Below are 15,352 nucleotides of genomic sequence, written 5' to 3'. Positions count from 1 at the left end.
ACATTGGATGAACCAGAGCCTCACCGCCAATCATCTAGATGTGGGGGTCGGAACCGGTTTTTATCTGGAGCATTGCACCTTTCCCGCTACTGATGTCAGACTTGGCATACTCGATTTAAACTCGAACAGTTTGGAAGTGACGGCCAAAAGAGCGAGCCGTTATACACCCGAAGTGTATCAAGCCGATATTTTACAACCGCTACCAGAACAATCACAGAAATTTGATTCGGTTAGTCTGAACTATCTCCTGCATTGTCTACCCGGAAATCTCGAAACGAAAGCCACATTGTTTGATCATCTTGCCCCCTGGTTAAATCCGGGAGCTACGATATCCGGCTCTACTATATTACAAGCGGGAGTGCCCAGGAGCTTCGTCGCCAAACGTTTAATGCACGTTTACAATCAAAAGCAGATCTTCAGCAATGCCTCTGATAATCTGGATGCGTTACAATCTCAGCTTTCCAGCCGTTATACTGATGTAGAACTCGAAGTCATTGGCTGCGTCGCTCTCTTTCGAGCACACTGTAATCCCCATTAGCGAACCAAAACCATTATGGAAATTCGTAAATTTGCCGAACGAATACTACTCAGCGAGTCACTCGAAGAAAAACTGACTGCCGCCACAGAAATATTCACAGACCAACAACCGGGCAAACCCCTGCAGATTAAAGAACCAACGCGTCCTGCAAATTTACAGTTTGCAGCTCCCCGCACTGCGCCTGCCATGCCAAAACCGTCTGCGTTTGTCGAGCAGGAAAAACGGGCACTCGCGCATCACATTATGGCGAATCATGAACTGCAAGCCTTGGAAGTGATGGCATATATTTTGTGTGCGTTCCCCGATGCTCCAGCTGATTTTCGTCTGGGGATGTGTAAAATCATGGCTGACGAACAACGCCATACCCGCATGCATAAAGAACGCGCTTCTGTACTGGGACTGGAGTTCGGCAGCTTGCCTGTGAATTGTTATATCTGGAAAAAAGCGCTTAGCTACGAAAGTATTCTTGACTATTTAGCAGGACTGCCCCTCACGTTTGAAGGACGTAATCTCGATCATACTCTCGAATTCGAACAATACTTTCTCGATGCAGGAGACCAGCGCAGTGCCGCATTAATGAAGGTGGTCTATCACGACGAAATTCAACATGTCGCTTTCGGCCTGCATTGGCTCCGCCAGTTGAAACCCGATCATCTCTCGGACTGGGAAACCTACGAACAACACCTGCACTGGCCGGTACGTGCTGCCCTTTCAGTAGGAGATACGTTTAACCGTGAAGGACGCAAGCAAACAGGCATGAGCGATGAATTCATCGAGCAACTCTACCAGTCAGCCCAAACGGATGTGCCACCCAACCAGAAGCCCAAAAGCCTGGATTAATAACAGAGCGAAAGACAGGAGATAATATATTGAGTCATCGTTTGTTGCCGCTGTGGAACAAGGTGGTCTTCGTCGATTGGCATGGTGTTCTGTCACGTGATCCGTTTTGGATTTCGATTCTACAAAATCCACAACATCCCCTTCACCAACAACTATCTGGTGCTGTCAAATGTTTATTTACACAAAATGAGGGGCTCATCCACGATTGGATGCGGGGTAATGTCAAGGCAAACAAAGTTATTGATTCAATGGAAATCGTACTAGATAAGCGATTTCACTCCGATTACTTAGCCCGTAGGCTCGTCGATGACTGCCGACTGATGCATTCAGACGCGCGTATGCACAAGATTCTACAGGAAGCACAAAATGGAGCCTTGATAGTACTCGCAACTGATAATATGGATTGCTTCTTTGAGCAGATTCAACGCGTTAAGTGCCGAAGAACGAGTCGCCACAAATTAAACCCTGTTTTTAAAGAGGCACTTCCGACATTCGCATCAACGGTCAAACTATTCGATGACGTGCTCTGCTCTAGTAAGCTGGGCGTCCTCAAAAGAGAAAAACCGATGCGTTTTTTTGGAGATTGGTTGCATAAAAGGTCACTTGACTTTCAAAACGCGTTGTTGCTGGATGACACAGAAGAAAACTGTATCGCATTCCGCTCTGCTGGTGGCACTGCTCTTCATATAACAGCTAAGTCAAAAGAGTTGAGTTCAATACAATTTAAATTGCAATCATGGCTTCAAGACGAAATATAGCGAGTTTAATTTTACTGTTTCTTCTTGGCTCGTTTTTTTCTTTTAACTTCCAGACTCGGATGTTTAGGACCACCACCTAAATAGGGGTGCTTTTCCAGTTCAGCCCCCTGCCCCATCGCGCGCGGATCATGTGTGGCTATGAGTTGCTTTTGCAATTTTTCAGCAAGCTTTCGTTTAATGGTTTGGTACATGGCTCCCTGAGCAACATTATTCAATTGGTCCGGGTCACTCCGTAAATCATATAATTCTTCAGCGGGTAATTTGCCAAAGGATAGCTCATAGAGTCGGCGATGATTCTCATCTTTATCTTTGTTCTTAATCATGTATGTCTTAGTCGGCCCATTGTCACAATCACCATACCAGGTTCCCGGGAAAGTCGCCTTTTGGTAATGCGGCGTTCCGGCGGGCCAGCGATCAGGTCGATAATTATGGATATAGAGAAAATCATCTGTGCGAATCGCCCGACAGGGATAACCACCCATATCGGGAGCTTCCTGCGAAGGCACATGCCGTTCTTTTCCAAAATAAATCTGTCCTCGACTGGTATCCACTCGGCCCGATTTTGAATCTGATAGAACATTCGTCAAGCTGCGACCCGTGATATCAGCAGGAATAGCAACTCCGGCAGCCTCAAAAAAAGTAGGAGCCAGGTCAATCAGGCTGACAAAATCAGTCACCTTCCGTCCCGCTTGAATTTTAGCAGGCCAACGGGCGGCCAGAGGAACCCTTGCTCCGGTATCATAGAGGCAACTTTTACTACGTGGGAAAGGCATACCATGATCGCCGGTCATAAAAATGATTGTGTTATCCAGTTCGCCTTTTTGCTCTAACAATGCAAGTGCATCTCCCACCAGTTTGTCAAAGCGTTGTACTTCCCAATAATAGTCGGCCACATCACTGCGAACTTCAGGTGCATCAGGAAAACAGGCTGGTAACTTGATCTTGGAAAGATCCATCCCGCTTTTTGCTCCCGATCCGAGTTCATAAGGGCGATGAGGATCGCCACTGCCTAACCAGAAGCAAAAAGGAGTTCCCTCTTCTTGTTGTTTCAGAAAGTCCTGAAAGTTTTTAAATCGTTTCCCTGCAATTTCTCTGCCGCGAGTTTCTGTTCGCCCCGGCCCCCAAGCTTTTCCTGTATGTCCGACGGTATAACCGTGCTCCTTTAAAATTTCAGGATACGTTTGAAACTTGTCCGGAAAAATGCAATGCAGATTCGCTCCTGCTTCCAGCTGCCAATGATATTTACCCGTTAGGATCGCCCCCCGTGAGGGAGTACAGGAAGGGGATGAAATATAAGCATGCTGAAACAAAACACCCTCCCGTGCCAGACGATCAAAGTTCGGTGTTTTGACAACGGGGTCACCATAGGCGCCCGCATGCGGCCAACCCCAGTCGTCGGCTATCGCAAACAGAATATTGGGGCGCTGTTTTTTTTCTGCAGCCTGAGTTTCAGAAGAAGGTAAAAATAACGCGATCGATAATAAGAAAATGAACGTTAAACGTAAAACATTGTGAGCAGCAAGCATAGCGCAAACCTTAACTCGGTGAGTGAAATTCAGAATGATCCTCTCACTCTACTTTACTTACGGTGTTGAAGGTAAGCAAGCAAATCCCGGATTTCCTGGGGAGTCAATCGTTGCTCAAGACCCTTCGGCATGATGGACGTAGGTGATTCTTTCATCACCTCGATCTCATCTCGGGCGATACGTACTTCTGATAAATCGGCTGTTCTCAGGTAAACCGTGTCTGTCGATTCACGGCTAATTACGCCAGTGTAGATTTTTCCCGCATCCGTTACTACCAGATAGGATCGATACCCACGGGCAAAACTGGCACTCGGCAGTGCGATGGCTTCCAGTAAATCGGTTCCTGTACGAATTGCGCCAATGCGAGTCAAATCGGGTCCCACCTTACCCCCCAGATTCTCTACAGCATGACAGCCTGAACAGGCCGCTTTCTTACCAAAGAAAATCTTTTTCCCCTCTTCAAGCCGACCTTCGGTTAATAATGGCTTGAGTGATTCCAAGTGTGCTTTCTGTTGTGCCAAGTCAACTCCCAGTTTTTTCAACAACGGTGCCGCGGCTTTCTGGACGGATTCAGGATATTTTTTCAATAATCCCGCTAACTCATCAGCAGATAAATTTGTCGCTGCAGAGGAACGATTGAGACCTTTGATTAAAGCGTGCCCTACTTGTGAATCGTTACTTTTTGAATATGATCTCAACAACACTGGTAAAGCGAGAGGCCCTGGTGCATCTAACTCTTTGGATAATTGGATCAGTTGATCTTCGGAATGTGGTAACCCCGCGAGTGCCCGCGCTGCCGACAAGCGATCCAGCGGTGGATACTCTTCATTCATCCGCGACATCAAAAAATCAAATGTCTCTTGATCGACTTTCTTTAAATCTGAGCTGATGGCTGATAAGGATTCAATCCGCAAGTTGGCAGGCTGCTTCTTATCTAGAGCCAGCGATTTTAATAGTTCATTCAAATCAGGTAAATCATGAGTCTGGGCAATTCGAACGACCAGAATTTGTAATTCAGGGTTCGATTTTTTCAACGTCTGTTCTAACGCGGTTCGCCAGATAACAGGAAATTCTTTCAACGAAGAACGTTGAATCACTTCTAATAAAATACTCTTCGCTGACTGCGAAGTTTCATCACTGGTCAATGCTTGTGCAATCAATGCTTGAACATTTGGGTCAGACGACTGGGCGATCAAAAAACCTCTCAGCACGGCGGCCCGTTCTTCACTCAGGCTCTCTTCATTCAACCATGTTTTTAATAATGTGAGAGTTTCACCGGCCCAACCGTCGTGTTCACCGATAATCGTCAACGCTTCTTTCTGGAGTGCGGGATCATCCGTATCTAATAAAGGCGTCACTAATTCGCGCGTCAGATTCCCTGAATCCATCTGATCTAAAGCAACCAAAGCAGCCCGGCGCACAGCAGGACTGGAATCGTTCAAACCCGCCAACATCAGATCACGCTGGTCGATGCGAATCATGGCGAAAATCAATGCGTGCTCCAATGTACGATCAGGAGCCCCTGTTTTCATTGCATGGAACAGTGATTCTACCACAGTTTGTAAATCACGTTCTGAAGTAGAGACATTTCGACCCGCTTCACAAATGCGTCCTAAAGCAGTCGCCGTAGTACGTTGCGCGGGGGGCTTCCCTTCTTTAACAATTCGCGATAATTGTGCAATGGAATTCGTGTCGCGTAGTGTCCCTAAGCACCGCGCGGCTGTCATTTGCACTGTCTCAGAAGATTTGAGTCCCCCCTGAATTGCTGTGCGCGCTTTTTTACTAGCGATGCGTGAAAGTGTCCAGATTGCGTTTCGTTTACTGGTATCGTTGTAAAATGAACCGGAGGGAGCAGCAACGACTTTGCCAAGCAAAGGCACCACAAGATCACCTGCTTTGGCTAACTCATGAATCGCCTTTTGTTGAACAACAGGACGGGAATCATTCAAAAGCTGTATTAAACGATTCGGGGAGAGCCCTTTCCAGTCCAAGGCTAAACCATACGGATCTGATAACGTCGGCGTATCTGTTTTACGAATCCGATAAATGGCACCATGAATCTCCGGCTTGGAGATCTGAGACTGTGGGCATCCAATCCGAAACCACCCGCCGGTATCAATCACAAGCAAACTGCCATCGGCGTCTTCAATTACATCGGTGGGATGAAAGTCAGGATTCTCTGAAACCAGGAAATCTTCTTCCTTGGTTTCAAATGTCGCACCGTTGCGCACTAATTGAGAACGAATCATCTTATGCGTGTTGAAAATGGTCGTAAAAATATTGCCTTGGTACTCAGAACCAAACTGTGAGGACCGATAACACAACATACCAGAGACAGCAACATGGCCAAAGCGTGTAATCGGCCCCAGTAAATCGCCAGTTCGTTTAAATTCCGCGACACAATCTTCGAAGTGAGGGTACACGCCCCCTTCCATCCAGTGAACCAGACAATCTACGCGCGGCCGCGTCATTAAGATATTCACCGAACCAATCATTTCACCTTCCGGTGTGAAATCAATTTCGACCGGGTTATCCATGCCGCCACCACAGAAGACTTCAATGTCCGAACCATCGGGCTTACATGAGAAGATCCGAGCCGCCAGACCCTTGCTAGTCACCTTTCCTGATTTGTCCTTAAACTCGTGACCATGTCGTCCATCACACCAGTAAAGGCGCCCCTCCGGACCACGAAAGCAACCATGGATACTGGCGGCATTTCCGGAAAACCCAAAATGATCCACGATAATTTTTCGCTCATCAGCCACTCCATCATCATCGTGATCTGTTAAACGCCAGATATTAGGAGGACTCGCAACATACAAAGAACCATCATGCCACAACGCCCCCATCGGAAGCGTCATCTTGTCTGCAAAAATAGTGCTTTTATCAAACCGACCATCGCCGTCTTGATCTTCTAACATGCGGATAAAACTTTTGGGCTCCTTCATCAATTGAGGAGCGCGTGTGTTTTCTCCTGAACTTTCGGCAATGAATAAGCGACCTCGATCATCGAATCCACCCATCATCGGGTATTTGGTTAGCTCACTATTAGTCACGCGATCGATACTGAAGCCTTTGGGAACACGTGGAAGATCTTCGGCTTGGGCAAACTCAACATGAAAAATACACAAAAGCAAGTAGACAATCGAGCAACCAAAAGAGGAAATGCGAGGCGGTTGGTGATTCACGGCAAGTACCTTTACAGGAAGGAATAAAAAGTTCGTATGACCACAGCAAATAGGCCGTCGGAGCCTGAGAATCTTACATTGTAAACAAAGTAAATAAAGTTCACAAACGGCAAATCACAGATTTCACGATTTCCTGACCTGAAGTTTGTCCTATGAAATTCAAAAGCTTCGCTTCTTGATTCTACAAGAACAATTCGACCAGCACACAATCAACGAGTTTTTCCATGTCGTGTTGAGATGTGATTGTCGCGCGTAAAAAAAAGAAAATTTTTACATCTTTTCCTGGAGCGAATCAGCGGAATATGTCACGAAAAATCGGCAATTGTCGGCATGCAGCGGCATTCCTCTTTTCACTGTTTTAAGACCACTTCTGAAAAAAAGAGAGCACGTTTTCACCGTTATAATTCCCATGTAACGCACATCGGTCACTACTTTACGGAGACAAAAGAAATGAAAACAACAGAAACACCAACCAGACAAAATTTGACAGAAAAACAAGAGGCAATCTACTCATTCATTAAACAGGAAATTATCGAACAACGCCTTTCTCCCACCGTTCGGGAAATTGGCGAACAGTTCGGAATCCGATCTTCGAATGGCGTCATGTGTCATCTAAGAGCATTGGAACGTAAGGGGTGGATCAAACGAGATCATTATCTTTCAAGAGGCATCACCCTGATTACGGAACCCATCACTCAGTTGCTTACACTCACCCCCGGTGAAGCAGCTTGTTTAGGCGATATCTACGTCGGCTGTGTCAACGCACAAGACAGAAGTGTGACACTCGAAGTGATCGCTCCCGATACGATGGGAGAAATACGCAAAGACATATGAGAGGAAATTCACGAAATCGAAAGTGCACTCAATTCGAAAACGTAAATTTAAAAATTGACTCACCAGAAAAGCGGAAACACAAGAAATGGATCGCACACCTGAAAGCAATGAAAAGCAACATGTATTGCCATTTTCCAACTTGGAAGACAGTTCGGAAGCTGAAATCCCTTCTGAAACATCACAACTAGAATTTCCGAGTATGATAAAAAAAAGTTATCGCGACCTATTAACAATTGAAGACGAATATGAAGGACTCACCTCTGCCGAAGCGACAACGGACGTTGCTCAATGTACTCAGAGTGTGCGCGACAAAGAAAATGAACTCAGCAATTTAAATAAAAAAATAAACCAGGAGAAATTAAAACTAGAGAAATTAAAAGGAGACTTAGAAGAGGCAGAAGTCTGTCTTTCGATGGCTCAATCTTTTGAAGCGGCCATCACTGGTTGGCGGCAAACCATAGAATCTCTGGAATCGCTATATAATTCAACAATTGAATCTCAAGTACCTTTGTCTATGGCGGAAGAAGCCTGGAAAGATCTGAAATTTGTAGAACAACAAACTTTAATGGAGTTGGAAAGTGCAACCACGAAAGACGTGATTCATGCTCCTTTTGGATCAATGTCTGTCCAGAAATCAGAGTCACTGTTCCCCAATGAAGTATCAATTGAAATTCTCGGCGATTATCTGCCAGTTTCTATTTTGACCGAAGAAGCTCAGCTCTCATTAAAGCACTGCATGCAGGGAAATGCCACTTACGCAGTTCACTGTCAATCGCAGTGTTGACGTTGAGTGTTTAAGTCAAATTTATTACCTATTACTTCAAATATACAAGGATTTTAGGTCTATGCAAAATCAAACAGAACAATCGAAACTTCATTCCAATACACACCGAACCATTAGTGGCCAACTCGCCGAATGGGGCATCGAATTCAGTCAAGACCGTGTGGCGCAACTATCCATAAATCAACAGCGCCAACTGCAAGACTGGATTAATAAGGGTGTAGATGCGGACGAAACTTACCAAGCCGAGTTCGCCAGTCTGCCGGAGTTTATGGAAAATGAATTACTTGAAATGAGTGGAGAAATGTCGGCTGAGCCTCAAGAAATCATTGTTGAACAAGCCATCAATGCCTATGAAGCGGAAAACTCTATTACAAACAATCCTTATCTATTTGACACCATTGCCTGGCGCCTTTGGCGAAAAGCTTACTGTCATTGGCACCATGGCGAATCCCTCGAATTCGAGAACGAAAATAGTCCGAATTCTGAAACAGGAGAACAACAATCAGCAATCTCAGAGATACATCAGCAGTTAGTACGACTGTCTCCACAATTGAACCAGACAGAACACTCACTGAAAGAGCTGCGTCATAAATTGAAACAAACGAAAAGACAAAGAAAAGCATTTATCAAACAACAATCTCTACTAATTCGTCAATTAAGCGAATCGATTCGTTCTACGACAGACACAAGTGCTGTTTCTGCACAGAAAGAAGAACTGTTGCAAACTATAGAATCGAAATCAGAATCTACAACTGACGTCTCGCCCTCTCTCACAATTCAGGAAAATCAACGCATATCACTGGCAGCTGATTTAGATGCGCCGATTCAACTCATTAGTATTCCTGTTACACCATCACAGACAAATCGGGTTGAAGTGTATCTACAACAAAGCAGTGATGGTCGCTGGCGTGCTGGACATCTCTGGTCGGTCATTAGGAATGCGAAGACAGGCCAACTCTCACGTGGAAGCAGACAGCCAGACCAGCAACAGATGGCCTATCCCTCTGAAACAGCGGCATTACTCAATGAAGTCATTTATCTCAGCCAGGGAATCATCGGCGTGGTCGAGATTGAGAGCCAGATTTTAGATTATCTAAATCTGCTTGAAGAGTATCCAGGACAGTTATCTGTCTGTAGCGAATGCCATTCTCATTATCTTCTGGAGAAAGACAGTCATGCGGAGCTTTGCGCTCAATGTTGTAGTACACCTGACGATTAAAGGAGCCTGGGATAAGCTAAGATTTTGCAGGAGTCATCCATTTTGTCTTGCCAAGCCCTTCCAATCTTGCCATAGTTGATGATGTAGAATCATCACTTGATGCAACTTAATTCTCCTTCAGGAGCGGAGGCGCACTGTGCAAGACAAAACAAATAAAACAGACAAAACTCATTCTTCTTTGAATCGCAGAAAATTTTTGGCTGCTTCCGCCTCTGCTGCCGCGATTGGCTTCGGTGCTCCTGCCTTTGTTCGTGGCAGGAATCTAAATGAAAAACTGAATATCGCCATAATCGGTTCCGGAGGCCGTGGCGGCAGTAATTTGAGATCTGTCTCTTCTGAAAATATTACCGTGCTCTGTGATGTTAACGAACAGAACCTGTTCCGCGCTGGACAGAGCCATCCCAAGGCAGAAAAAGTCAAGGACTTCCGTAAGGTCTTCGACCATCCTGAGAAATTTGACGCGGTTGTCGTCAGTACTTGCGAACATACGCATGCATTCGCCACACTACCGGCGCTTCAATTGAAGAAACATGTCTATTGTGAAAAACCATTAACACATAGTGTTTGGGAAGCCCGCGTGATTCGGGAAGCAGCCCGGAAAGCAAATGTCGCAACGCAGATGGGCACACAAATTCATGCGGGTGACAATTATCGTCGAGTGGTCGAACTCGTTCAATCAGGGGCCATTGGTCCCGTACAGGAAGCTCACGTCTGGGTTTCCCGTGCCTGGGGCTGGCATCCTTCAGAAGCAGAAGCGAAAGCAGCCAATGATATTGTGTACTCTCCCAAACGTCCGAGTCATTCTGATCCTGTGCCTAAAGGAGTCGACTGGGATCTCTGGTTAGGCCCCGCGCCAGAACGTCCCTTTAACAACATTTATTTCCCGGGGCCGAAATGGTACCGTTGGTGGGATTTTGGAAATGGAACAATGTCTGACTTAGGCAGCCATTGGATCGACTTACCCTTCTGGGCCTTAAAGCTGGATTATCCCCTCACCATCGAAGCGGAAGGGCCTCCGATTCAAAAAGAAATCGCGCCAGCATCGATGCAAGCAGTTTATGAATACGGACAACGCGGTGATTTGCCCCCCGTGACGGTCGGCTGGTATCAAGGTACCAATAAACCAAAGTTCTGGCAGGAAAAGAAAATTCCTCAGTGGGCCAACGGCGTACTGTTTGTCGGTGAGAAAGGCATGCTGCTTTCTGATTACCGAAAACATGTTTTACTGCCAGAAAAAGAATTCGCCGACTTCACTCCTCCAGCGCCTTCGATTCCCAAGTCATTGGGACATCACGCCGAGTGGATTCACGCCAGCAAAACAGGCGAACCTACTACGTGCAACTTCGAGTATGCAGGTCTGTTAACGGAAGCCAACCACCTTGGTAACGTGGCCTATCGGACTGGTAAAAAGCTACACTGGGATACTCAAGCCATGCGCGCGACGAATGCTCCTGAATCCGATCAATATATCCGCCGCGAATACCGCAAAGGTTGGAAATTGATTTAGAGAGGATCGAAAGAACTTTTATTGATGCTCAAACAATTCGTAATCAATAAGACAACGATGATTACCACATCCTTGAGCGTAGAAGCGTCAAACTAAAACTATGAGCACACGATTTTTTTGCGAAGTCTAAGCTTAAATTATTAGGCTCAATTGTCATCAACTCATGCTAGAAATTGCAAAAAATATCCTGGTGATTGAAAATTTTTTGACTTCTGAAGAATGCATTAATTACATCGAATACAGCGAGTATCTCGGCTATCAAGCAGCTGATGTTGATGTACATGGGGTTCGAAAACAAATCAAGGAAATTCGAACCAACGAACGCGCAGATATTGAGTCACAGAATACTGCGGACGACTTATGGGAAAAGCTGAAACATTATCAGTTGCCTGAGACAGAGCTGGGTAAAGCAGTCGGTTTAAGCCCCTTTATTCGCTTCTATCGTTATAGTGGACAACAGAAGTTCAACATGCATAAAGATGGAATAAAACGACATCAAGGATTTGAATCGCGTTATACAATGATCGTATATTTAAACACAATTTTAGAAGGTGGAGAGACGGCATTTAGAACAAATGATCTAGAGATAAAGCCAAAAGAAGGCCATTGTTTATTATTTGCACACGAGTTGTGGCATACCGGTAAGCCTGTAACTTGCGATGAAACAAAATATGTTCTCCGCACTGATGTTTTTTACAAAACCTCGCAATAAATATATCAATCTCAAAGAACGATTTCGAAAGAAAAGATAATCCACGTCGAATATGACGATAAAGGTCATTACAAAGACAATTTCGACAACAAGATCCATGTAGTCGATTTTAATCTAGTCGAGAGCCAAGTCTTGAAGAGAGAGTGAGACTTAATACTTATAGTTCAATCACAGAAATCTAATCTTCTTTCCAATACCTGCATCTACACGACCATAAGGCCACAATTAAAACCTCTCTTGACACGTTTGTTTATTTTGTATACTAAACCGCTTTAGTGTCTCCAGTGATACATCTCTTTTTGAAATAGATAAAGTGGTTACTGAATATGCATGGATCGCGACATTTAGAATACTTACAGGGAATGGTGTTTGACGAAGTTTCTTTCATTGAATTCCTGGAAGCACTCTCTTTTGATAAACAAGTCGAAGACACGAATGAGTTATTTGAACCGGCGGATATACACCATTCTACAGGATGGGAACATGAAGATATCGCCAGTTATTTGAGTTCGTCCGCAGCTTGGGCCAGATCATCCATTAGTGATTCATCACTCACTCTAAAAGAATCAAACCCATGGAAAAGAGTAGCCGAAATTCTACTTGCAGGGAAAGACGTCTGCTAAAACGATTCGAAACTCATTGAGCTCCTTCAGCAGACAAAAATGCTGGAAATGGTAGATATTTTCAGGGTCGATCCCTGTAAACAGCTTAATGTCAGGAAATTCACTTGTCATCTCTCAACCTTCTTGGATTGAGTACATCGGCGCGTACCTTGAGACAGTTAAATCTTCCATGGATTTAGAGGCCTGGGTTCACTACAGACCGACAAGAAAAGAAACACGGATTTTTAAATCTGAGTGACCACCTACAGCGGGTCACACGCGGCTGCCACCTGGCAAATATGGAGTCATTGAACTGTTTGTTCAACTCTAAAACCAATGAACGAATAGTCAATGTAAATGGTTTAAAGTTTTCTCCATTTTACTCAAAATGATCAGTACCCCTTAATATGTAGGGGCAACTCATCACTTTTGGGGATTCGCTTTTACACTCGATGTTTGAACACAAGGTTGGATTTGGTAGGCTACAGAACGGCTCCTAATATTAACGTTGTGACGAGTTGAGTTGACGGATGGATGAGCAAGGAGATGGGGTGAGCAAAAAAGCGAGAAGCCTGAAGAGTTTGCCTGAATGTGGTGATGTATTTTCAGTCTCATTAGGTAATTGGGGATTCACAGCATGCCGTGTTGTTGCCGTGAAAGCAAAGCCTGTGACTGTGCTGGTTGTTGGGTCGGAGTATTTAGACGCGAATCCACCCTCGTTGGATGATCAGAAAGTTTACGATATCCCAATATTAACACATCACTCATTTGACAGTGAGCCATTAGCATTCTGGACTCCCATGACAATTATTCCCGGGTTCGAAAAAATCGGTAATGTCAAACCAGCAGAAGGAGAAGATCAGCTTGCCCCCGGCAGCATGGCGCAATGGGAATACATCTTGTATCAACGTATCATGCAAGCTCAATGGGATGGTGTTCCAAGACCAGATGCAGCAAGTGAGATCGATATAATAGAAGCTATAGAGCAAGCCTATCAAAAGCGTCAAAAGCCTCTCACGCCAGCTGGTATAATTAAGAAGTTCCGTTCCTTAGATCCCTTGGACCAACCAAAAGCCGCATTGGTGGCTGACATCCTGAAAGCATTAGTAAGGGATCTTGGTAACGCAAAGGACACCGGTATCGAACCAGTAAAAATAGTGACCGACTGTATTACAACCCTCAATCGGTTGGATGCGGAAGAAGAGTGCATTGACACGGTTGAACGTGATTGGCTGATAGAATTCTTTCAAAAGATTGGAAAGAAATACAAAATCGACGATGTTTATGAACTCGTCGAAGAACAACGAGAATGGTGACTCCCAAATAAACAAGGCCGCCCTGATTAGGGCGGCTTATCTAGTAGATATTTGGTAGTATATTGATAGGCCTTAGGTATTATTTTTGGATTGCAGACTCAAATTTGGTTGTAGAAAATGACCGTAAGAATATTTTTCAATCAAGCCAGCGCTAAGTATTTGTTCTTAATTACGCCTATTATTCTTCCCATGATTTGTGTTCTAATTGGGTTTTTAATCGGACTCTACTTCGATGGTTCGACCGCAAATTATATTACAAGCGCTTTTCTTCATTTCATTGCACCATTCAGTGCTATGTATGCAGCATTTCTGGTGTCGATATTTTTATGTCGTAAATTGATAAATACTTTAGCTCTTTGCTATTTATTAATTTTTTTAGGGTTATTGCCTTGGTTCATGATCCTCCACTACATTGTGTTTTAGTAAAATTAATCTGGAGCACCATCACCCCAACTCAAAATGCAAATCAACCGCTCGCTTCCCTAACACTGTAGCTACTAGCTTAGCCTGCTTATCTGTGGGTGCTTTGGTGGTGGATAGGATCTTGTGGATTGGTGAGTCTGGTGGAACTTCGAGCTTTTCTACGAGTTCACAGAGCCACTGGTAATACTCGTCCTTGCGATAACCGTCGCGTTCCCATGCTTTGAACATTAAGAGCACGTAGTTGTAAACGTCCCAATCGGGTTCAGTTATGAAAACATGCCGCTTTTTTCATCGTAGTCATCTTGCAGAGTATCACCTATCAGTTCGTGATCTGAAGCATATTCAGCCCACCCTGGTCGGTTGCCATTAAGAACTTCGGGCGGACCAATATATACACAGCCGTCTTCTACTGAGAAATTCTGCTTTACCTGATATTGATAGACTTCTTGCCCGGCATCGACACGGTACTTTATTTCGAGGAAAGCATCATCGCCTTCGATTCTCAGGAGCTCACAACTTACAAAATGGATCACGACACCACCCCGCCTAACCGCATTCGCAGATTATCTACCACCTCAAGGCTATGATACATGAACTCGCGCCGTATAAGCCTACCTTTTCGCTCCAGAGCTTTTAAGTGATTGCACACTCCATTGGTTGACTTGATTCCGAAATGTCTGCCAATCTCTCGCACAGACGGAGCCTGCCCGTGCTTGTGGATGAATACGCCGATATAGCTTAGGACTTGCTGTTGTTTGGGGGTTAGGTTTTTCAAGCAAATTGCCCTTCTATCCACATAAGCCAGAGAATAAAGAGTAGCATTCCACAAAAGATCAACAGGTCTTTCCAGGGTTTCTTTTCTATTGAAACGACTACTTCTAAAATTACCCCTGCAATAATTGCAAAGAAAATCAGAACCCAGAAAGTAATACCTTCGAAAGACATCACAAAACTCTCCATACTACACTGCTAACAATTCATCTCTCATTCTCCAAATTCTACCAACCAGTTTTCTAATTCTCCACTTCTGGCTTGATTTGTTCACATATGCCAGTATACCTTAACAACATGGAATTCGTTGGTGATAACAATCTTTAGGAGGAGA

16 protein-coding genes are annotated in these 15,352 nt (G+C 44.7%); 10 read left to right on the top strand and 6 right to left on the bottom strand.

Annotated features, from left to right (window positions below; translation table 11 throughout):
* The first annotated feature begins 7 nt into the window (after positions 1-7).
* From V202x_RS00960 to V202x_RS00950, 3 genes are read left to right on the top strand one after another with little or no spacing between them, the layout of a single operon-like run.
* Positions 8-538: a class I SAM-dependent methyltransferase gene (locus V202x_RS00960; RefSeq protein ID WP_232098753.1), complete on the top strand. Its 531-nt coding sequence runs from the start codon at positions 8-10 to the stop codon at positions 536-538.
* 15 nt (positions 539-553) lie between these two features.
* Positions 554-1,378, top strand: coding sequence for a ferritin-like domain-containing protein (locus tag V202x_RS00955; RefSeq protein ID WP_145170375.1), 825 nt, complete (start codon positions 554-556; stop codon positions 1,376-1,378).
* A gap of 29 nt (positions 1,379-1,407) precedes the next feature.
* Positions 1,408-2,136 carry a hypothetical protein gene (locus V202x_RS00950; protein ID WP_145170373.1) on the top strand — a complete coding sequence of 243 codons (729 nt, stop codon included), beginning with the start codon at positions 1,408-1,410 and terminating at the stop codon, positions 2,134-2,136.
* 11 nt (positions 2,137-2,147) lie between these two features.
* Here the strand turns inward: V202x_RS00950 and V202x_RS00945 are convergent, their stop codons facing one another.
* Complete coding sequence (locus tag V202x_RS00945; protein ID WP_145170371.1) at positions 2,148-3,662, bottom strand: sulfatase; 1,515 nt, start codon at positions 3,660-3,662, stop codon at positions 2,148-2,150.
* A 53-nt stretch (positions 3,663-3,715) separates the two neighbouring features.
* The gene (locus V202x_RS00940) at positions 3,716-6,850 is read right to left on the bottom strand and encodes a PVC-type heme-binding CxxCH protein (RefSeq protein ID WP_145170369.1); all 3,135 of its coding nucleotides are present in this window, start codon (positions 6,848-6,850) and stop codon (positions 3,716-3,718) included.
* 450 nt (positions 6,851-7,300) lie between these two features.
* Here V202x_RS00940 and V202x_RS00935 point away from each other — a divergent pair, with 450 nt between their 5' ends.
* From V202x_RS00935 to V202x_RS00905, 7 genes are all read left to right on the top strand, one after another.
* On the top strand, positions 7,301-7,684 hold the full coding sequence (locus V202x_RS00935) for a LexA family protein (protein ID WP_145170367.1): 384 nt from the start codon (positions 7,301-7,303) through the stop codon (positions 7,682-7,684).
* A gap of 85 nt (positions 7,685-7,769) precedes the next feature.
* The gene (locus tag V202x_RS00930; protein WP_145170365.1) at positions 7,770-8,468 is read left to right on the top strand and encodes a hypothetical protein; all 699 of its coding nucleotides are present in this window, start codon (positions 7,770-7,772) and stop codon (positions 8,466-8,468) included.
* Between the two features lie 61 nt (positions 8,469-8,529).
* Positions 8,530-9,687 (top strand): hypothetical protein, encoded by a 1,158-nt coding sequence (locus V202x_RS00925; protein WP_145170363.1) that lies wholly within the window; start codon positions 8,530-8,532, stop codon positions 9,685-9,687.
* A gap of 136 nt (positions 9,688-9,823) precedes the next feature.
* The gene (locus V202x_RS00920; RefSeq protein ID WP_145170361.1) at positions 9,824-11,194 is read left to right on the top strand and encodes a Gfo/Idh/MocA family protein; all 1,371 of its coding nucleotides are present in this window, start codon (positions 9,824-9,826) and stop codon (positions 11,192-11,194) included.
* A gap of 163 nt (positions 11,195-11,357) precedes the next feature.
* On the top strand, positions 11,358-11,906 hold the full coding sequence (locus V202x_RS00915) for a 2OG-Fe(II) oxygenase (protein ID WP_145170359.1): 549 nt from the start codon (positions 11,358-11,360) through the stop codon (positions 11,904-11,906).
* Positions 11,907-12,232: 326 nt separating this feature from the next.
* Positions 12,233-12,529: a hypothetical protein gene (locus V202x_RS00910; RefSeq protein ID WP_145170357.1), complete on the top strand. Its 297-nt coding sequence runs from the start codon at positions 12,233-12,235 to the stop codon at positions 12,527-12,529.
* Positions 12,530-13,059: 530 nt separating this feature from the next.
* Positions 13,060-13,824 (top strand): hypothetical protein, encoded by a 765-nt coding sequence (locus tag V202x_RS00905; RefSeq protein WP_145170355.1) that lies wholly within the window; start codon positions 13,060-13,062, stop codon positions 13,822-13,824.
* Positions 13,825-14,268: 444 nt separating this feature from the next.
* On the opposite strand, the gene V202x_RS00900 is transcribed toward V202x_RS00905, so the two are convergent.
* Genes V202x_RS00900 through V202x_RS27310 form a run of 4 tightly spaced genes read right to left on the bottom strand, consistent with a single transcriptional unit; the run spans position 14,269 to position 15,192 of the window.
* Complete coding sequence (locus tag V202x_RS00900) at positions 14,269-14,475, bottom strand: hypothetical protein (protein WP_145170353.1); 207 nt, start codon at positions 14,473-14,475, stop codon at positions 14,269-14,271.
* Between the two features lie 38 nt (positions 14,476-14,513).
* The gene (locus tag V202x_RS00895; protein ID WP_145170350.1) at positions 14,514-14,780 is read right to left on the bottom strand and encodes a hypothetical protein; all 267 of its coding nucleotides are present in this window, start codon (positions 14,778-14,780) and stop codon (positions 14,514-14,516) included.
* Positions 14,777-15,043: a LexA family transcriptional regulator gene (locus V202x_RS00890; RefSeq protein ID WP_232099051.1), complete on the bottom strand. Its 267-nt coding sequence runs from the start codon at positions 15,041-15,043 to the stop codon at positions 14,777-14,779. The genes V202x_RS00895 and V202x_RS00890 overlap by 4 nt, the downstream gene beginning before the upstream one ends.
* Positions 15,019-15,192 carry a hypothetical protein gene (locus V202x_RS27310; RefSeq protein ID WP_197993152.1) on the bottom strand — a complete coding sequence of 58 codons (174 nt, stop codon included), beginning with the start codon at positions 15,190-15,192 and terminating at the stop codon, positions 15,019-15,021. The genes V202x_RS00890 and V202x_RS27310 overlap by 25 nt, the downstream gene beginning before the upstream one ends.
* Positions 15,193-15,352: the final 160 nt, after the last annotated feature.

The sequence above is a fragment of the Gimesia aquarii genome (assembly GCF_007748175.1).
Classification (GTDB): Bacteria; Planctomycetota; Planctomycetia; order Planctomycetales; family Planctomycetaceae; genus Gimesia; species Gimesia aquarii_A.
This window is presented reverse-complemented; position numbering and strand designations above follow the sequence as displayed.